At 68.0% G+C, this 19932-nt stretch carries 14 protein-coding genes; 4 read left to right on the forward strand and 10 right to left on the reverse strand.

Features of this window, described 5'->3' with window-relative positions:
- Positions 1-3: 3 nt before the first annotated feature.
- From BJEO58_RS00825 to BJEO58_RS00835, 3 genes are read left to right on the forward strand one after another with little or no spacing between them, the layout of a single operon-like run.
- On the forward strand, positions 4-825 hold the full coding sequence (locus tag BJEO58_RS00825; RefSeq protein WP_101586882.1) for a (Fe-S)-binding protein: 822 nt from the start codon (positions 4-6) through the stop codon (positions 823-825).
- Positions 822-2450 carry a lactate utilization protein B gene (locus tag BJEO58_RS00830; protein ID WP_101586884.1) on the forward strand — a complete coding sequence of 543 codons (1629 nt, stop codon included), beginning with the start codon at positions 822-824 and terminating at the stop codon, positions 2448-2450. Before BJEO58_RS00825 ends, BJEO58_RS00830 begins: the two co-directional genes overlap by 4 nt.
- Entirely contained in the window at positions 2447-3205 is a 759-nt protein-coding gene (locus tag BJEO58_RS00835) for a LutC/YkgG family protein (RefSeq protein WP_101586886.1), read from the forward strand. The genes BJEO58_RS00830 and BJEO58_RS00835 overlap by 4 nt, the downstream gene beginning before the upstream one ends.
- 63 nt (positions 3206-3268) lie before the next feature.
- Here the strand turns inward: BJEO58_RS00835 and BJEO58_RS00840 are convergent, their stop codons facing one another.
- The 5 genes from BJEO58_RS00840 to BJEO58_RS00860 form a co-directional block, all read right to left on the reverse strand.
- Positions 3269-3826 carry a MaoC family dehydratase gene (locus BJEO58_RS00840; protein ID WP_101586888.1) on the reverse strand — a complete coding sequence of 186 codons (558 nt, stop codon included), beginning with the start codon at positions 3824-3826 and terminating at the stop codon, positions 3269-3271.
- Positions 3827-3905: 79 nt separating this feature from the next.
- The gene (locus BJEO58_RS00845; RefSeq protein ID WP_101587214.1) at positions 3906-5537 is read right to left on the reverse strand and encodes a phospholipase D-like domain-containing protein; all 1632 of its coding nucleotides are present in this window, start codon (positions 5535-5537) and stop codon (positions 3906-3908) included.
- Positions 5538-5631: 94 nt separating this feature from the next.
- Positions 5632-6804, reverse strand: coding sequence for an acyl-CoA dehydrogenase family protein (locus tag BJEO58_RS00850; RefSeq protein ID WP_101586889.1), 1173 nt, complete (start codon positions 6802-6804; stop codon positions 5632-5634).
- Between the two features lie 38 nt (positions 6805-6842).
- Complete coding sequence (locus tag BJEO58_RS00855; protein ID WP_101586891.1) at positions 6843-8942, reverse strand: ATP-binding protein; 2100 nt, start codon at positions 8940-8942, stop codon at positions 6843-6845.
- Positions 8943-8947: 5 nt separating this feature from the next.
- A complete protein-coding gene (locus tag BJEO58_RS00860; RefSeq protein WP_101586893.1) occupies positions 8948-10558 on the reverse strand; it encodes a carboxyl transferase domain-containing protein in 1611 nt (536 codons plus the stop codon).
- 134 nt (positions 10559-10692) lie between these two features.
- On the opposite strand from BJEO58_RS00860, the gene BJEO58_RS00865 reads away from it, so the two are divergent.
- Positions 10693-11361 (forward strand): TetR/AcrR family transcriptional regulator, encoded by a 669-nt coding sequence (locus BJEO58_RS00865; RefSeq protein ID WP_101586895.1) that lies wholly within the window; start codon positions 10693-10695, stop codon positions 11359-11361.
- An 18-nt stretch (positions 11362-11379) separates the two neighbouring features.
- Here BJEO58_RS00865 and narI read toward each other — a convergent pair whose 3' ends face one another.
- From narI to BJEO58_RS00890, 5 genes are read right to left on the reverse strand one after another with little or no spacing between them, the layout of a single operon-like run.
- Positions 11380-12111, reverse strand: coding sequence for a respiratory nitrate reductase subunit gamma (gene narI, locus BJEO58_RS00870; protein ID WP_101586897.1), 732 nt, complete (start codon positions 12109-12111; stop codon positions 11380-11382).
- Positions 12108-12935 carry a nitrate reductase molybdenum cofactor assembly chaperone gene (narJ, locus tag BJEO58_RS00875; RefSeq protein ID WP_101586899.1) on the reverse strand — a complete coding sequence of 276 codons (828 nt, stop codon included), beginning with the start codon at positions 12933-12935 and terminating at the stop codon, positions 12108-12110. Before narJ ends, narI begins: the two co-directional genes overlap by 4 nt.
- 1 nt (position 12936) lies before the next feature.
- Positions 12937-14541: a nitrate reductase subunit beta gene (gene narH / locus BJEO58_RS00880; protein WP_101586901.1), complete on the reverse strand. Its 1605-nt coding sequence runs from the start codon at positions 14539-14541 to the stop codon at positions 12937-12939.
- A gap of 13 nt (positions 14542-14554) precedes the next feature.
- Positions 14555-18292, reverse strand: a complete 3738-nt coding sequence (locus BJEO58_RS00885) for a nitrate reductase subunit alpha (protein ID WP_101586903.1) — start codon at positions 18290-18292, stop codon at positions 14555-14557.
- Entirely contained in the window at positions 18289-19737 is a 1449-nt protein-coding gene (locus tag BJEO58_RS00890; RefSeq protein WP_101586905.1) for an MFS transporter, read from the reverse strand. The genes BJEO58_RS00885 and BJEO58_RS00890 overlap by 4 nt, the downstream gene beginning before the upstream one ends.
- Positions 19738-19932: the final 195 nt, after the last annotated feature.

Here is a 19932-nt window from a genome sequence, read left to right on the forward strand (position 1 = left end):
CGCATGCGAATCGCATTGTTCGCCACCTGCATCGTCGATGCGATGTACCCGGAAGTGGCCCGTGACACGGTCACAGTCCTCGAACGGCTGGGCCACGAGGTGGTCTTCCCCGAACGCCAGGCGTGCTGCGGTCAGATGCACGTGAACTCCGGCGACTTCGCCGGAGCGGTGCCCGTGGTCGAAGGACACGTCCGCGCCTTCGAGGACGGCCCCGACTGGGACGTCATCTGCGCGCCCTCGGGTTCCTGCGCCGCCTCTGCCGGCCACCAGCAGCCGATGATCGCCCGCCGCGCCGGCGACGACGACCTCGCGAGTCGTGCAGAGGACCTCGCGGGCCGCACCTACGAGCTCAGCCAGCTGCTCACCGACGTGCTGGGCATCACCGACGCCGGCGCACAGCTGGGGTCGTACTTCCCCCACGCCGTCACCTACCACCCGTCGTGCCACGGCATGCGCATCCTCCGCCTGGGCGATCGCCAGCTCGATCTGCTGAGCACGGTCCAGGACATCGACCTGCGCGACCTGGCGCAGGCGGACCAGTGCTGTGGGTTCGGCGGCACGTTCTCGATGAAGAACGCCGAGGTGTCCACCGCAATGCTCGCCGACAAGGCGGAGAACATCGTCATGACCGGAGCGAGCCTGTGCACCGGCGGCGACGCGAGCTGCCTCATGCACATCGGCGGCGGACTGTCCCGCACCGGAGCCCGCAGCCAGCGCGGCGAGGTCGGCACCGTACACCTGGCGCGGATCCTCGCGTCGACGCGGGAGAAGCCGCTCCTGCCCCCACGATCCGAACCACTGCTGTCAGGAGGGAGCCTCCGATGACGACATTCCTCGGCATGCCCGCAGTCCTGCGCGCCGACGGCGCAGAGATCGCCGACGGTCTGCCCGGAGCCCAGGGAAACGTGTTCGAGCGCGAGCAGTTCCCGCAGTACGCCTCGCGAGAGCTCGAGGACGAACAGCTGCGCCGCAACCTGGGCCACGCGACCAGGACGATCCGCGAGAAGCGCCTGGGCGCGGTCGCGGAGCTGCCCGACTGGGAGGACCTCCGCGATTCCGGTGCCGCGATCAAGCAGCGGGTCATGGCGGAGCTGCCCGACCTCCTCGAACAGTTCGCGGACGCGTTCGAAGCGCGCGGTGGCCACGTCCACTGGGCGCGCGACGCCCAGGAGGCCAACGCGATCGTCCGCGACCTCATCGAGGAGAACGCACCCATCCTGGGCAACGGCCGCCGCGAGGTCGTGAAGATCAAATCGATGGCGACGCAGGAGATCGGGCTCAACGAGTACCTGGAGCCGCACGGGATCGACGCGTTCGAGACGGACCTGGCCGAGCTCATCGTCCAGTTGGGCGATGATCTGCCCAGCCACATCCTCGTGCCGGCGATCCACAAGAACCGCTCGGAGATCCGCGACATCTTCCTCGAGGGCATCCCCGGGGTCGACCCGGGCCTCACCGATGAACCGGCGAAGCTCGCCGAGGCCGCGCGGAAGCATCTGCGGCACAAGTTCCTCACGACCAAGGTCGCGGTGTCCGGCGCGAACTTCGGCATCGCGTCGACGGGCACGCTGGGCGTCGTCGAATCGGAGGGCAACGGCCGCATGTGCCTCACCCTCCCGGAGACGCTCATCACCGTCATGGGCGTGGAGAAGCTGCTGCCGCAGCCCGAGGACCTGGAGGTGTTCCTCCAGCTGCTGCCGCGGTCGTCCACCGCGGAGCGCATGAATCCGTACACGAGCTTCTGGACCGGGGCGACTGCCGGCGATGGGCCGCAGAACGTCCACGTCGTCCTCCTGGACAATGGCCGGTCCCGTGCACTCGCGGACGAATGGGGCCGGTCCGCCCTCAACTGCATCCGGTGCTCTGCCTGCATGAACGTGTGCCCGGTCTACGAGCGGACCGGCGGACACGCGTACGGGTCGACCTATCCCGGGCCCATCGGCGCGATCCTCTCGCCGCTGATGACCGGCGTGCAGGCGGAGGAGAACGACTCCCTGCCGTACGCCTCGAGCCTCTGCGGAGCCTGCTTCGACGCATGCCCCGTGAAGATCGACATCCCGTCGATCCTCGTCCATCTGCGTGGTGAGGACGTCGCGACGAAGGCGGAGGGAGCTTCGGCTGCGGAGCGACTCACGGACGCGACGAGCTCGACCGGGCAGCTCTCCGCCGGACTCGCCGCGGCGTCGTGGGCCATGGCCGACGGACGACGGATCGCCCTGGCCGAACGCGCGATGCCCATCGCCGCGGCCCTCACTCGCCTCACCGGCGGCATCAGCCGACTGCCGGGAGTCGTCGGGAAGTGGACCTCCAGCCGCGACATCCCGGCGCTGCCCGACCAGTCGTTCAGGAACTGGTGGCGGAGGTCTCGCGGAACGGATGCGGACGCGATCGCCGCTCAGCAGGATGCAGGTCACGATCAGGGCTCGCAGAACGAAGGGGACGCACGATGACCGGCGCGCGTGAAGAGATCCTGACCCGCCTGCGCACTGCGCTGGGCCGCGAGGACGGCACGACGACGCGGCCGGGGATCGTGCCGTCGACGGGGAAGCCGGTCGATCTCGACGCCGAGGTCCCCCGCGCCTACCTGCGCGAGGGATCCCTCGCGAGGCCGGCCGTCCTCGCACAGCTGGTCGATCGGCTCGTGGACTACAAGGCGTGGGTGGCAGAGGCGCCGGCTGCGGACGTTCCTCGCATCGTGGCGGAGAGGCTGGAGCAGGCCGATTCCGTCGTGGTCCCGCCCGGCCTCGAAGCGGTCGTCGTCTCGCAGCTGCCCGACGGCGTGCGGATCAACGTCGACGCCGCAGAGGCGCAGGACGGTGCGGTCGCGGACGGAGACGTGGAGTCGGAGGCTGCTGACCGGTTCGCCAGTGCGGAGCGCCGCATCCATACGATCGACGAGCTCGACGAGACGAGCGCTGTCATCACCGCCTCACGGGTGTCCGTCGCGCAGACGGGCACGATCATGCTCGACGGCGACACGGACTGCGGTCGCCGCATGATCACCCTGGTGCCCGACCACCACGTGTGCCTCGTTCCGGAGTCGACGGTCGTGGAGCTCGTGCCGGAGGCAGTCGCTCTCATCGACCTCACGCGTCCGGTCACGATGATCTCGGGACCGTCCGCCACGAGCGACATCGAGCTCCAGCGCGTCGAGGGGGTCCACGGACCGCGGCAGCTGGACGTCATCATCATCACCGACCGCTGACGGCGGGCTGAGGGGCGGAGCTCCGGTACGGCCCCTCAGCACTGCGTCAGCTCTGGCCCCGGCTCAGGCGTCCTTCGCGTGGTCCTGCGTGAAGACCATCGTCTTGCGCACTGCTCGCGCGACCACGTCGCCGTTCTGATTGCGACCGATGTGCTCGAGCGAGATGATCCCCTCCCCCGGTCGCGATCGCGACCGGCGCTTGTCGAGGATCCGCGTCTCCGCATACAGCGTGTCCCCGTGGAAGACCGGTGTGGGGAACGCGACCTCGCTGAAGCCCAGATTCCCGACGATCGTGCCCTGCGTCAGCTGCGAGACGGACAGCCCCACCAGCGTGGCGAGTGTGAACATCGAGTTCACCAGGCGCTCGCCGAACGGCTCCGACTCCGCGAAGTGCGCGTCCAGGTGCAGCGCCTGCGTATTCATCGTCACCGCCGTGAACCACGTGTTGTCCGCCTCCGTCATCGTGCGGCCGGGAGCGTGGCGATACGTCACTCCCACCTCGAACTCCTCGAACCACAGGCCGCGCTGTGTGATGACGGGGCCCTCCTGCTGCGCGTCCGCCGTCGCCGGCTGCGCGGCCGCGCTTGCGCCCGGTGCTCCTGCTGCGTTCTGCTCCGTCATGTGCGGGGCTCCTCTCTGAACCGCATTCCTCTGAACCGAAATCCTCTGAGCCGACCCGTACCGACGGGTCAGCAGTCCGTCACTGCAGCGCCGATGTGAGCCTCATGGCCGAATCCAGCCAGCGGCGGCCCCACGGACGCTGCTCCCATTCCTCTTCTGTGAGCTCCGAGCTCACAGAGCGGTACTCGTCCATGATCCCGTGGAGGCTCTCCGTGATGTCGCCGCCATAGGCCAGCAGGCTCACCTCGTAGTTGAGGCCGAAGGACCGCATATCCATGTTCGACGAGCCCATGACCGAGCAGAGGTCGTCGACCGTGAAGCACTTCGTGTGCAGCACCTTCGGCGCAGGATAGCGGTAGATCCGCACCCCCGCCTCCAGCAGCGCCTCGTAGTACGAGCTCTGGGCGTGGTCGACCATGAACTGGTCGGCCTGCTCGCTCACGTACAGCTCGACCTCCACTCCGCGGTGCGCCGCGGTGATGACTGCGGCGAGCATCGACTCGTCCGGGACGAAGTAGGGGCTCACGATCCGCAGCCGCTCCTGCGCGAGGTAGACCAGCGACACGAACAGACGGAGGTTCGGGTGGGTGCGGAAGCCCGGACCGGACGGGATCACCTGAACCGCGTTGAGCTCCGAATCCGACGGCACGGATGTGACGGACGCACTGTCGGACGATGCCGAGGCCTCGGCTCCGGCTCCGTCGACCGTCGCGGGCGCGCTCTCCCGGGCCGCGCTCACACCCTTCCCGGACGTGAGCCGCTGCCCGATCGCGGCCTCGCGCTTCTGCAGCCGTTCCTCGTCGTCATATGCCCGGATCGACAGGTCCTCCCCCTTCTCGGTGAACCAGTCCGTCACGAACACCGCTTCGAGCGAGGCCACGACCGGGCCGGTGAGCTCGACCATGATGTCGTGCCAGAGCCGACCGATCTGCGCGTTGCGAGCGCTTCCGTACGAGGCCTCGATCATATTCATCGACCCCATGAAGGCCCGCGTGCCGTCCACGACCATGAGCTTGCGGTGGTTGCGCAGGTCGACCCGCCGCATCCTGCCCCGAAGCGGCTGGAACGGCAGCATGAGTGACCATTCGATCCCCGCTGCGTCCAACCGCCGCATGAGCGGGCGGAACCCCGCATACGGCCGCGACCCGAGGTGGTCGAACAGGACGCGGACCGTGACTCCGCGGCCGGCGGCCCGTTCGAGTGCGGCGAGGAACGGCTCCGTCGTGGAGTCCGCAGTCATGATGTACATGCAGACGTCGACGTAGTCGTCCGCCGCGTCGATCGCCTCGGCCATGACGCGGATGTTCTCCTCGTAGTCCGTCCGCACACCGTGGTCCGTTCCCGTCACCATCGGCAGGTAGGTCAGGTTCCGGTTGAGTGTCACGAGCCCGCCGAACATCTCCGGCACTCCCAGCGCCTCCGGCCAGTCGGGGATGTCCGCGGTGCCCTGCCGCAGCCGGGTGTTCGCCTCCTCCTGGATCTTCTCCCGCCTACCCGTGATGTACGGGCTGCCCAGCAGAAGGAACAGCGGGATCCCGACGAGGGGCAGGAACAGGATCAGGAGCAGCCAGGCGCTCGATGACGACGGTCGCCGGTTCTCCGGGACGACGCCGATCGCGATCACCTTGATCGTGTAGTCGACGATGAGGATCGTCGACGACAGGATCTGCGCCCAGTCCCATCCGGCGAGGTCGAGTGCGTTGGAGTCCACGACCACAGACTATGCACTCACTGTGAGAAGTGCTTCACGTGTCCTCGACCGCCCGCAGGCCGAGCGGTCGAGGACACCCTCACAGCCTCTGCGCTCACAGCCCGAGGTCACGGGCGATGAGCATGAGCTGGACCTCCGTGGTCCCCTCGCCGATCTCCAGGATCTTCGAGTCCCGGTAGTGCCGGGCGACGAGGGACTCGTTCATGAAGCCGTACCCGCCGTGCACCTGCGTGGCGTCTCGCGCATTGTCCATCGCCGCCTCGGACGCCACCATCTTCGCGATGGCCGCCTCCTTCTTGAACGGCAGGCCGGACTCCATCTTCGACGCCGCCGCGTAGTAGGCGGCACGAGCAGACTGCACGCGCGCCTCCATGCGGGCGATCTTGAAGCTGATGCCCTGGTAGTCGCCGATCGGCTTCCCGAACGCCGTGCGCTCCTTCGCATACTGCACGCTCGCGTCCACGCAGCCCTGCGCCGCGCCCACGGACACGGCGGCGATCGCGATGCGACCCTCGTCGAGGATCCGCAGGAAGTTCGCGTAGCCGCGTCCCCGCTCGCCCAGGAGGTTGGCCTCCGGCACGCGCACGCCGTCGAACGTGAGCGGATGCGTGTCCGAGGAGTTCCAGCCGACCTTGTCGTAGGCCGGTTCGGGGGTGAAGCCCGGAGTCCCGTTCGGGACGATGATCGTGGAGATCTCCGGCTTCCGGCTGCCGTCACTGCCCGTCCGCGTGCCGGTCACGGCGGTGGCGGTGACGAACTTCGTGATGTCGGTGCCCGAGTTCGTGATGAACGACTTCGACCCGTTCACCACCCACTCGCCGTTCTCCAGGACCGCCTTCGTCTTCGTGCCGCCCGCGTCGGATCCTGCCTCGGCCTCCGTGAGCCCGAACGCGGCCAGCCCGCGGCCGTCGATGACGTGCGGCAGCAGCTCCTGCTTCTGCGCGTCCGTGCCGAACCGGAAGATCGGCATCGCTCCCAGCGACACCCCCGCCTCCAGCGTCATCGCGAGCGACTGGTTCTCCCGCGCGATCTCCTCGAGCGCCAGGCACAGGGCGAAGTAGTCGCCGCCCATACCGCCGTACTCCTCGGGGAACGGCAGGCCGAACAGCCCCATGTCGCCCATCTGCTCGACGAGCGCGTACGGGAACTCGTGCTTCGCATCGAGCTGGGCACTCACCGGCGCGACCTCACCGTCGGTGAACGTCGCGACGGTCCGTCGCAGGGTCTCGTACTCTTCGGGCAGCATGCCCGGAACGAACACGGTCATAGCGTCTCCTCCATGGTTCTTCGCGGTCACGTCGCCGCTCACTCCCTCGTGGCCTGCACCGCGGCGTCCTGCAGGACCGCGTCGGCGGCTGCGCCGGATTCGATCCCGGTGCCGGCGTCTGCGCCGGCTTCCGCGTCCTCCGGGACGATGACGGCCAGCACCTCGTCCAGCGCCACCTGCGCGCCCTGCACGGTGCTCAGCTGCACGACGCCGTCAGCGGGTGCGGTCAGCACGTGCTCCATCTTCATCGCCTCGACGACGACGACCGGCTGCCCCGTCACGACGGTCTCCCCGTCCTCAGCGCGGAGGCCGGTGACCGAGCCCGGCATGGGGGCCAGGACCTCGGCCCCGGCCGCTGCCGCACCGATCGCCGTGTCCGCCCGTGGTCGGGTGAGCTGTGCGAGTCCCGCGTTCGTGCGCACCCACAGGGTGCGGCCGTCCGCCGAGGCCCACACCCGTCCGGTGACCTGCTCACCCTCCAGCGTGAGCCGGAGGGTGCTGCCCGCACCCGGGGCCCCGATGACTGAGCCGGAAGCGGCCCCGCTGCGGTCCGCAGCATTCCCGCGCGCCCGCACCGGCGGGTGCAGGAACTCCACGTCGTGGCGCTCTCCGCGGTGGACGAGCGGGACGACTGTCCGTGCTGGTGCGACGCCGCGCCAGCCGCTTCCATCGGCCCACATGCCGACCGGCTCGCCCGCGATGTGGGAGTCGGTCGCCCGATCTGCTTCCGCAGCCGCGACGTGTGCGGCGGCGAGCTGCAGCGCAGCGGGGTCGACGGCCTCGGCGAGGTCGTCCTCCGTCATCGCATCGATGAGACCCGTGTGCAGATCGCCTGCGACGACCTCCGGCATCTCCAGGAGGGTCTGGAGGAATCCGATGTTCGTGACGATGCCCGGTACGGCGGACCCGGCCAGTGCGGTGCGCGTGCGCGCGACGGCCTCCTGCCGGTCCCGGGCTGTGACGATGAGCTTCGCGATCATCGGGTCGTAGTCGCTCACGATCCGCTGACCGGGCTCCAGTCCGGCGTCCACGCGGATGCCCTCACCCGTGGGGAAGGAGACGTCCAGCGCGGTGCCGCCCGTGGGCAGGAAGCCGCGAGCCGGGTCCTCCGCATAGATGCGGGCCTCGATCGAATGGCCGGTGAGCGTGACGTCGTCCTGCGCGAGGGCCAGCTGCTGGCCGGCTCCGATCCGCAGCTGCCATTCGACGAGGTCGACTCCGGTGACCTGTTCGGTGACAGGGTGCTCGACCTGGAGGCGGGTGTTCATCTCCATGAAGAAGAACTCGTCCGGATTGTCCGCGGACACGATGAACTCGACCGTGCCCGCACCGCGGTAGTCGACGGACTTCGCGGTGTCGACGGCAGCCTGCCCGATGCGGGCGCGGGTGGCCTCGTCGAGCAGTGCGCTGGGCGCCTCCTCGATGACCTTCTGGTGGCGGCGCTGCAGCGAGCACTCGCGCTCCCCCAGGTGGATGACGTTCCCGTGCTCATCGGCGAGCACCTGCACCTCGATGTGGCGCGGAGTGAGCACCAGCCGCTCGAGGAAGAGGGTGTCGTCGCCGAAGCTGCCCGCGGCCTCACGGCGGGCAGAGGCCAGCGCCTCTGCCAGATCGGCGGGATCGTGGACCTCGCGCATCCCCTTGCCGCCGCCGCCGGCCGAGGGCTTCACGAGGATGGGGAAGCCGACCTCGTCCGCGCGCGCGATCAGCTGCTCATCGGTGAGGCCGGGTTCCGCGACTCCGGGGACCAGGGGCACGCCGCGTGCCGCGACAGCCCGCTTCGCGGAGATCTTGTCGCCCATGACGTCGATCGACGCCGCGGTAGGACCCAGGAAGACGATCCCCTCCTCCTCGAGGCGGCGGGCGAATGCCGCGTTCTCGGAGAGGAAGCCGTAGCCGGGGTGGACCGCCTGGGCGCCCGTGGCCCTGACCGCAGCGACGACGCGCTCGATATCGAGGTAGGACTGGGCCGCCGGGGCGGGCCCCAGTCGGTGGGCGACGTCCGCGGCCCTGGTGTGCGCGGCATCGGCGTCCGCGTCGGAGTAGACGGCGACGGTCTCGATGCCGAGGGCGCGGCAGGTGCGGATGACGCGCAGAGCGATCTCGCCGCGATTGGCGATGAGGATCCTGGTGAACATGTGCCTCACATCCTGAAGACGCCGTAGCCGGAAGCGGCCAGCGGTCGTTCGAGTGGGGAGAAGCGCGCGGCCTCGAGGGCGAGTGCGAGCACGCGACGGGTGTCGGCGGGGGCGATGATGCCGTCATCCCACAGTCGGGCAGTCGAGTAGTAGGGGTTGCCCTGGTCCTCGTACTGCTGGCGGATGGGATCCTTGAAGGACTCCTCGTCCTCTGTGGACCAGTCCTCGCCGCGGCCGGCGATCTGGTCGCGCTTCACGGTCGCGAGCACGCTCGCGGCCTGTTCGCCGCCCATGACGGAGATGCGGGCGTTCGGCCACATCCAGAGGAAGCGCGGCGAGTAGGCCCGACCGCACATCGAGTAGTTTCCGGCACCGAAGCTGCCGCCGATGACGACGGTGAACTTCGGCACGCGGGCCGTCGCGACGGCGTTGACCATCTTCGCGCCGTGCTTCGCGATCCCGGCGGCTTCGTAGTCGCGGCCGACCATGAAGCCGGAGATGTTCTGGAGGAACACCAGAGGAGTGGAGCGCTGGTCGCACAGCTCGATGAAGTGCGCGCCCTTCATCGCGGACTCCCCGAAGAGGATGCCGTTGTTCGCGATGATGCCCACGGGGTGTCCGTCGATGCGGGCGAAGCCGGTGACGAGGGTGGTGCCGTACTCGGCCTTGAACTCGTGGAATTCTGAGGCATCGACGAGGCGGGCGATGACCTCGCGCACGTCGTAGGGCACCTTCGAGTCGACGGGGACGACCGCGGTGATCTCATCCGGGTCGTGGGCGGGCGCCTGCGGCTCCGCACGATCCCATGCCGGGGCGTGGCGGGGGCCGAAGGTGGCGACGATGTCGCGGAGGATCTCCAGCGCGTGCTCGTCGTTCGCCGCGAGGTGGTCCGTGACGCCGGAGGTGCGGGAATGCAGCGCGCCGCCGCCCAGCTCCTCAGCCGTGACGACCTCACCGGTCGCGGCCTTCACGAGCGGGGGGCCGCCCAGGAAGATCGTGCCCTGCTCGTTCACGATGACTGACTCGTCTGCCATCGCCGGCACGTAGGCGCCGCCTGCGGTGCAGGAGCCCATGACCGCTGCCAGCTGCGGAATGCCCGCGGCGGACAGCGTCGCCTGGTTGAAGAAGATGCGGCCGAAGTGGTCGCGGTCGGGGAACACATCGTCCTGATTGGGGAGGTTCGCACCGCCGGAATCGACGAGGTAGAGGCACGGCAGGTTGTTCTGCTGCGCGATCTCCTGCGCCCGCAGGTGCTTCTTCACCGTCACCGGGTAGTACGTGCCGCCCTTGACGGTCGCATCGTTCGCGACGATGACGCAGAGCCGGCCGGAGATCAGCCCCATGCCGGTGATGATGCCGGCCCCCGGTGACGCGTCGTCGTACATCCCGTTCGCCGCCAGTGCGGAGAACTCGAGGAACGGACTGCCGGGGTCCAGCAGTCCTTCCACGCGATCGCGCGGCAGCAGCTTGCCGCGATCCAGGTGCCTCTGCCGCGAGGACTCCGACCCGCCCAGTGCGGTCGCCGCGGTGCGCTGCCCCAGTTCATCGAGCAGCTGCGCGTGCGCCTGGGTGTGGGGTGAAGTCTGCGGATCGACCGGCGAGCCGATGGAACGCATGAGTCTCCTCCGAATCAGGTGTGCACGACGCCCGCGCGGGTTCAGCAGGACCAGCAGGTCCGGAGCGACGGCTTCATCGACACACTCAGTTAACAATGATTAACTGATGTGATGATAGCCCGGAAGGAGCCGACGTGACAAGGCGCACAGAGAGTCTCTCCGCGGACGGAACGAGCGCCCCGGCCCGGACAGGGACCTCGCCGGACCCAGCGAACTCCGCGGCTCCGGCGAACAGCCGCGAGGCCGCGAAGGCCGAGCGCCGCCGGCTGCTGCTCGGCTCCGCGAAGCAGCAGTTCGCGCGCTTCGGATTCCGCGCGGTCCGCCTGGGCGACATCGGGCAGGGCGCAGGGGTGTCCGGGCCCGCCGTCTACCGGCACTTCGAGTCGAAGGAGGCCGTGCTCACCGAACTGCTCGTCGGCATCTCCGAGTACCTGCACACAGGCGGTGAGCGGATCATCGCGGCGGGCAGACCTCCCCAGCGCACCCTGAGTGACCTCATCGACTTCCACGTGGACTTCGCGCTCACCGAACCGGAGCTCATCCGCATCCAGGACCGCGACCTCGATTCCCTCCCCGACGCGGAGCGTCGCAGCGTGCGCCGACTGCAGCGCCAGTACGTCACGGCCTGGGCCGGCGTCGTGCGGGCCAACAATCCGGGGCTGACCGAGCAGGAGGCGACGGTCCGCGTCCACGCACTCTTCGGCATGGTGAACTCGACGCCGCACCTCAGCAGGCGGCTGCCCGCCGAGGTCGTGGCGACGCAGCTGCGGGCCTCGGCGAGGTCCGCACTCGGGGTGGAGTGAGCCCGACGAGAGTGCGCCTCAGAAGTCGATCGTCTCCCACCCGCGACGCTGCGGCTGCCGCAGCTCGTCCTTCGATCGATAGACGATGTAGGGGCGCGTGAGGAAGCCCAGCGGCACCGTGAACACATGCACGAGTCGGGTGAACGGCCACAGCGCGAACAGCAGGATCGCGGTGAACACGTGGGTCTGGAAGCCCGGCGGAGCCGCGGCCATGAGCGCCGCGTCGGGCTGGAACGCCCAGAACTGCCGGAACCACACTGAGATCCCCTCGCGGTAGTCGTAATGCCCGATCGCCGACTCCACGATCGTGGAGTACGTGCCGGCGAGGATCGTCACCGCGAGCATCAGGTACATGAGCTTGTCGAGCTTGGTCGTTGCTCCGAAGACGCGGTTGTTCGTGCGCCTCCGATAGATGAGGATGGCCAGTCCGCCCACCGTCGCGGCCGCAGCGCCGAGCCCGACGGTGATCGCCATGAAGTGGTACATGCCGTCTGTCACGCCGACCGCCGCGGTCCATGTCTTGGGGATGCCCAGACCGACGACGTGCCCCAGGAACACGAAGATGACGCCATAGTGGAAGAGCGGTGAGCCGACGCGGAGGAGCTTCGATTCGTATATCTGACTCGATCGCGTGGTCCATCCGAAGCGGTCGTAGCGATAGCGCCAGATGTGGCCCAGCACGAAGACCGCCAGTGCGAGGTAGGGGACGATGACCCACATGACTGTGGCGAGCGCCGAGGGGGAACTCATCTCTGCAGACCTTTCACATCGCTGAGCGGGATGAATGTCGTCCCGCCCGGGGCCGGATCCGTGAACGAAGACGCCGGCGGTCCCGCCGGGTCGATGGCGTACGGACTCATGTCCGCAGGCGGCATGTCGGCGGAACCGTCCTCATAGCCGTAGCCGGTGAGCCCCACGAACTCCTCCTGCACTCCCTCCGCGATGAGGCGGTCGACAGCACGGATGTCATCGCCGTCGAGCGCGGGCAGGGTCGCGCAGACGGCCCGGAGCACACCGGCCCACGATGATCCGGTCTCGTCCAGGTGGATCCGGAGCAGTTCGAGGCCCGCACGGTTCGACAGGAGGATCGACACTCCTCGGTGGAGGTCATGGGCGGCACCGAATTCGAGCACGTACGCGAGGTGGTCCGGCAGCTCGTCGTCGGACACCTCGAGACCGGCCTCCCGGTAGGTCTGCTTGATGTCCAGCAGTGCCATCCCCCGCTTCCGGGTGTCGCCGTTGGTGAAGTACGTGAGGTAAAGGCAGCCGCGCCGGCGGGTGTCGAAGGTCTCCACATACTCCGCTCGGATCGTCTCCGGGTCCGTCTCGCGAACGCTGCGGGCTGCGTCGAGTAGGTCTGCGGAGACCCCGGCCGGAAGGGTTCCCGCAAGCTGCTCGATGAGGTCCAGTCGCTCGACGACCGCGTCGTCGGGGTAGCCGACGAGCCACGAAGCTGTCAGCCAGGTGGCGCGCACCTGATCATCGGTGAGAGGGACCGCGGTCTCCAGCTGACCGTCCGCCGCGGCGCGCGCCCGCTCCTTCCACTTCTTGAGGAACGCCAGGGGTACGAACATGTCACGCCCCCTGCGTCCCGGGGAACAGACCGTCGGGCTTGCCCCGGCCGTCCCAGTTGAGCAGATTCACACGACCCTTGAGCCCGGGACGATCGCCGGAATCGGCGAGCTTGAGTCCGTCGCCCTGCAGGCCGGGGACATCCTCCATGCCCGGGCCTCCGTCGAAGTTCAGCGGGCAGTCGGCGCCGACGGCCTCGAGGTCGTGAGCCGACTCCGAGTGGCCCGGCGGGATGACGTAGCGCTCGTCGTACTTCGCGATCGCCAGCAGCCGGTACATCTCCTCCATCGACTCCGCGTCCATCCCCACCGCATGGGGGATCGACTCGTCGCCCTCACCGCCCAGGTTGATGTCGCGCATGTAGGACCGCATCGCCGCCATCTTGCGCAGCACATCCGAGACGATGTCGACATCGCCGGCGGTGAACAGGTTCGCGAGGTATTCGATCGGGATCCGCAGCTCTTCGATCGCGGCGAACAGGTTGCTCGATTCCTCCGCGTCGTAGCCCGTGTCCTTGACGACATCGACGACGGGAGACAGCGGCGGGATGTACCAGACCATCGGCATCGTCCGGTATTCGGGATGGAGCGGCAGCGCGACCTCGTACTCCTTGATGAGCTTGTAGATCGGGGACTTCTGGGCCCCCATGATCCAGTCGTAGGGGATGCCCTCCTGCTCAGCGGCCTCCATGACCTCCGGGTCGAAGGGATCGAGGATGAGGTCCCTCTGCGCCGCGTAGAGGTCCTTGTCGTCCGGCATCGACGCGGCCGCCGTCACCTGGTCCGCGTCATAGAGGACGAGGCCGATGTAGCGCAGGCGTCCGACACAGGTCTCCGCGCACACGGTGGGCTCGCCGTTCTCGATCCGCGGATAGCAGAACGTGCACTTCTCCGCCTTCCCCGTCTTGTGGTTGAAGTAGATCTTCTTGTAGGGGCAGCCGGTGATGCACATGCGCCAGCCGCGGCACCGCTCCTGGTCGACGAGCACGATCCCGTCCTCTTCCCGCTTGTAGATCGCGCCGGACGGGCACGACGCGACGCAGGACGGGTTGAGGCAGTGCTCGCAGATCCGCGGCAGGTAGAACATGAAGGTGTCCTCGAACTCGAGCCGCACCTTGTCCTGGATGCCCTTGAGCATCGGATCCCTGTCCTTGTTCGCGTACGTCCCGCCCAGGTCGTCGTCCCAGTTGCCCGACCACTGGATGTCCATCCGCTCACCGGTGAGCAGCGACTTGGGCGGGGCTGTGGGGATGTGCTTCTGCTCCGGCGAGTTCAGCAGGTTGTCGTACTCGTAGGTCCAGGGCTCGTAGTAGTCCTCGATGCTCGGCATCTTCGGGTTCGAGAAGATGCGCGCGAGTTTTCGAAGCTTGCCCCCGTCCTTGAGGCGGAGTCTGCCGGAACCGCTGAGCGCCCAGCCGCCCTGCCACTTGTCCTGGTCCTCATACCCACGGGGGTAGCCCTGTCCCGGGCGGGTCTCGACGTTGTTGAACCAGACGTATTCGGTGCCCTTGCGGTTGGTCCACGCCTGCTTGCAGGTGACGGAGCACGTGTGGCATCCGATGCACTTGTCGAGATTCATCACCATCGCCATCTGTGCCATGACCCTCATCGCCCATACCTCCTCAGTACTCGACGTTCTGGTTCGTGCGCCTGCGGATCACTGTGACCTCGTCGCGCTGGTTGCCGGTCGGCCCGTAGTAGTTGAACGCGAACGACAGCTGCCCGTAGCCGCCCACCAGGTGCGTGGGCTTGATCATGATCCGGGTCAGCGAGTTGTGGATGCCGCCGCGCTGCCCGGTGGTCTCCGACAGCGGCACGTTCACCGTCCGCTCCTGCGCGTGGTGCATGAAGGCCGTGCCCTTCGGCATCCGGTGCGACACGATCGCGCGGGCGGCTACGGCGCCGTTGCGGTTGACGGCCTCGATCCAGTCGTTGTCCGCGATGCCCACGGCCTCCGCGTCCTCGACGCTCATCCAGATGGTCTGGCCGCCGCGGCCCAGGGACATCATGAAGAAGTTCTCCTGGTACATCGAGTGGATCGCCCACTTGTTGTGCGGGGTCAGGTAGCGGACCGTGATCGACGTGCCGTCGGTCTCCCCAAGCGCAGGCTCCCCGAACAGGGCGTTCATATCGAGCGGCGGCCGGAAGGTGGGCAGGCTGTCGCCCATCTCCTGGAACCAGTCGTGGTCGATGTAGAACTGGTAGCGACCCGTCAGGGTGTGCCACGGCTTCAGCCGTTCCACATTGATGGTGAAGGGCGAGTAGCGCCTGCCGCCGGATTCCGAGCCGGACCACTCCGGCGAGGTGATGACGGGCACCGGTGCGGCCTTCGCGTCCTCGAACGACACCTGCTTGCCCTCGTGCTCCGCCGACAGGTCCGCGAGCTTCGTGCCGGTGCGCTCCTCCAGTGTCGTGAAGCCCTCGGTCGCCATCAGCCCGTTCGTCGTGCCCGACAGTCCGAGGATGTAGTCCGCGGCCTGCCGATCCGTCTCGAGCTTGGGCTGCCCCTTCCCCACACCGTGAGTGACGACGCCGTTGAGCCTCCGCAGGCGCTCGACGTGGTGATCGACGTCGAAGTCGATCCCCCGCGCGGACATCCCCTTGGATTCCAGCAGGGGTCCGATCGACGTGTACTTCTGGTGGATGGCGGTGAAGTCCCGCTCGACCTCGATCAGCTTGGGCAGTGTCACTCCGGGGATCGGCTCGACCTCGCCGAACTTCCAGTCCTTCACGCGTCCGTGCGGGGTGTTCACCTCGTCCGGCGAGTCGTGCTGGAGCGGCACCGCGACGACGTCCCTGCGCACTCCCAGGTGCGTGCGGGCGAGCTCGGAGAACTTCTTCGCGATCGTCGCCCAGGTGTCCCAGTCGTTCCGCGACTGCCACGGGGTGGAGATCGCGGGGTTGAAGGTGTTGACGAAGGGGTGCATGTCCGTCGTCGACAGGTCATGCTTCTCGTACCAGGTGGCAGCCGGGAGGATCACGTCGCTGTGCAGCGTGGTCGTCGTCATCCGGAAGTCCAGGGTGAGCAGCAGATCGATCTTGCCGATCGGAGCCTCGTCGCGCCAGCGCACGTCCCGCGGCCGTGCGGCCTCCGGCGTCTCCTCCGCAGCGACGGTGTTGTCGACGCCCAGCAGATGCTTGAGGAAGTACTGGTCGCCCTTCGCAGAGGAGCCCAGCGTGTTCGCCCGCCACATCGACCAGATCCTCGGATAATTGTTCTCCGCATCCGGATCCTCGACGGCGAAGTTGATGCTGCCGTCCTTGAGGGAGTCGACGAGGTGATCGGCACTCGACTTCCCGGCCGCCGCCGCCTCGTCGGTGATGTCGAGCGGGTTCCGATCGAACGTCGGGTAGTAGGGCTGCCAGCCCAGGCGGGTGGCCTGGGCGATGGCGTCTGCGGTGGACATCCCCGCGAACCGGCCCTTGCCGGCACGGGCGCTCAGGGTGTCGGCGCCGAACTGGTCGTATCGCCACTGGTCCGTGTGCATGTACCAGTAGGTCGTCTGCGTCATCTGCCGCGGAGGCCGCGACCAGTCGAGTGCGTTGGCCAGGTGGAGCCAGCCGGTGAAGGGGCGGATCTTCTCCTGCCCGACGTAGTGGGCCCAGCCTCCTCCGTTGACCCCCTGCGTCCCGCATAGTGTCGTGAGCGTGAGGAATGTGCGGTACGTCTGATCCGAGTGGAACCAGTGGTTCGTGCCTGCTCCCATGATGATCATCGAGCGGCCCTGGGAGTCCCGCGCGTTCTGCGCGAACTCACGGCCGATCCGCGCCGCTGCGGGACCCGGCACGCCCGTGATGCGCTCCTGCCAGGCGGGAGTCCCCGGCGACGTCGCATCGTCGTACCCGCTCGCCCACTGCCCCGGCAGCCCCGGCCTGCCCACGCCGTACTCGGCCAGGAGGAGGTCGAACACGGTCGTGACGAGGCGGTCGCCGATCCTGCGGACGGGAACGCCGCGGCGGATCGTGTCGATCTCCCCCTGCGCTGCGGTGTCGAAGCGGGCCAGGTCCAGTTCGACGGTGTCATCGGCAGTATCGAGGAATGTCAGGGCGGGCCGCAGATCACCCAGGTCGAGGTTCCACCGGCCCTTCCCGTCGTCGGCGTAGCGGTGCCCGAGCGTCCCGTTCGGCACGGCAGGCGCGTCGGTCGCCGCATCCCACAGCGCCGGCTTGAAGTCCGCGTGCTCGGTGTCCGCCTCCGGGGTCGCAGCACCGCCGAGGTCGCTCGCGACGACGAACTTTCCAGGGGTGTACGCGCCGTCTTCACCGGCGTCCAGCTCTACGAGGAACGGCAGATCCGTGTAGCGACGGATGTAGTCGTCGAAGTAGTCGGTGGTCTGATCGACGAAGAACTCCTTGAGGATGACATGGCCCATCGACATCGCCAGCGCGCCGTCGGTGCCGCTGTGCGGCGCCAGCCACTCGTCCGCGAACTTCACGTTCTCCGCATAGTCCGGCGCGATCGAGATGACCTTCTGCCCCCGGTAGCGGGCCTCGGCCATCCAGTGGGCATCCGGCGTCCGTGTCAGCGGCACGTTCGAGCCCCACATCATGAGGTAGCTCGCGTTCCACCAGTCGCCCGACTCCGGCACATCCGTCTGGTCCCCGAACACCTGCGGGGAGGCTGGAGGGAGATCGGCGTACCAGTCGTAGAACGACAGCATCGAGCCGCCTATGAGCTGGTGGAAGCGTGCCCCGGACGAGAACGAGACGGGACTCATCGCCGGGATGGGAGAGAAGCCCGTCGTCCTGTCCGGCCCCAGGTGCTTGACGGTGTACACGTATGCCGCGGCGACGATCTCGACTGCTTCGTCCCACGTCGCCCGCACGAGGCCGCCCTTGCCGCGCGCGGACTTGTAGCGCTTCGACTTCACCGGGTCCTCGACGATCGACTGCCAGGCGAGCACAGGATCGCCGCCGTGCTCGCGCTTCGCCTGTCGGAACATGGTGACGAGCGCACCGCGCACGTATGGATATCGGACGCGGGTGGGCGAATACGTGTACCAGGAGAATGACGCGCCGCGCGGACAGCCTCGCGGTTCGTACTCGGGCATGTCCGGTCCCGCACTCGGGTAGTCGGTCGCCTGAGACTCCCACGTGATGAGCCCGTCCTTCACGAAGACCTGCCACGAGCAGGAGCCTGTGCAGTTCACTCCGTGAGTGGAGCGGACGACCTTGTCGTGCGCCCACCGGTTGCGGTAGAACGAGTCCCCGTGGCGGCCGCCCTGGTAATGCACCTCGCGGTTGTCTTCGGAGACTTCGGCCCTCCGGCTGAAGAACCTGCGGGCACCGATCAGGGCATCCATGAGCGGGTTGTCGATCCCCTTCGCCTGTGGGTCGCCTAAGCGGTCGTCGATCGTCATGGCGAGTCCTCCCGACTCGACGGGTCTGTGTGCGCTGACTGCGCTGCCCGCCCCGTCTGTGCTGGTTGGTTGGGCTGTGCTGTCTGGTTGGGCTGTGCTGTCTGGTTGGGCTGTACTGGTTGGTTGGGCTGGTCCGGCTGAGTGTGCTGTGCTGGCTGAGTGTGCTGGTCCGGCTGAGTGTGCTGTTCTGGCTGGCTGGGGTCGTTCGCTGAGGAGTCCGGAGAGGGACTCTGCGCGGCCCTGCGGGCGTCGCGTCCCACCCACAGGGTGATGAGCAGAGCGATGACGGTGGCGAGGGCCAGAAGCACGAGTCCCAGCGCGTAGGTTCCCTGCGACCGCCACAGGATCCCCAGCAGCAGAGGTGGGACGAATCCGCCCAGTCCACCGGCCGCGCCGACGAAGCCCGTGATCGCACCGACCTTCGCAGGGTCGCTCGCCCCGCCGATGAGGGCGAACACTCCACCGGCCCCCATGCCCAGGCTCATGGACATGACGATGAAGGCGACTGTGCCGAGCAGCATCAGCGGCGGGTCGAAGACCAGGGTGAGTGCGCACGCGGCGACCACGAGGTAGGAGATGACGAGCGTCGTGACTGAGCCGATCCGATCGGACAGGATCCCGCCGATGGGCCGCATCACGACTGCCGCGACGACGAATCCGGCCATCCGCATCGCCGCGTCCCCGGCGTCGAGCTGATACGCATTCATCAGGTAGGACGGCAGATAGACGGAGAACGCGACGTACCCGCCGAACGAGAGTGCGTACAGATAGCACGTCTGCCACGTGAGGCGGATGCGTGCGGTGTCTGCGAGCTGCTCCCCCAGGTGCTTCCGCGAGGGCGACCAGCCCGGCGGGTCCTTCATGACGATGAGTGCGACGACCGCGTACACGACGAGCCCGACGGCGGCGGCGATGAAGGGGACCGCGTCCCCGACCTCGTAGAGGGGAACGGTGGTGAACGCGGCGACGGCAGTGCCGCCCATGCCGGCTCCGTAGATGCCGATGGCCGTTCCGCGCTTCTCCTTGGAGAACCACGCGTTCACGTATGGGACCCCTACGGCGAAGCTGGTGCCCGCCACACCGAGCACGAACCCGCCCACGATGAGGGTGGCCACGGTGTACTGCCCCACGAAGCCGATGAAGAGCACTGGGATGACGGAGAGGAGGGAGACTGCCGGCATCATGAGGCGCCCGCCGAATCGGTCGGTGAGCGCGCCGACGATGATCCGGCCGAGCGAGCCGACCAGCACCGGGACGGCCACGATGAGCGCGGCGTCGTCCATCACTCCGTCAGCGACGAGCACCGGCCCCAGAGGACTGATGAGTGACCAGGCCCAGAAGTTCACAGCGAAGCCGAGTGTGGCCATGAGGAGCGCGACGCTGCGGGCGGCCTGGTTCGGGTGCCGGCCCGCAGCCTGATGGTCGGTCAACGTCGCGTCCGGCATGTCATCTCCCCACTCGACGGGAATGTGATCTCTCGCACAACACTTCCCCAGGAGGTCCCAGACTCGCAAGAGGTGCACCAGCGGCACTGACGGCACGACATGGAGACGGAAGGTGCGGCGGGCGAACGATCGGCGCGCACCCGCCGAACGGCTCGTTAGTGCACTCAGGGAACTGTTGGGACAATTCACCCGCAA

This window comes from Brevibacterium jeotgali, from assembly GCF_900169175.1.
In the GTDB taxonomy this organism is placed as follows: Bacteria; Actinomycetota; Actinomycetes; order Actinomycetales; family Brevibacteriaceae; genus Brevibacterium; species Brevibacterium jeotgali.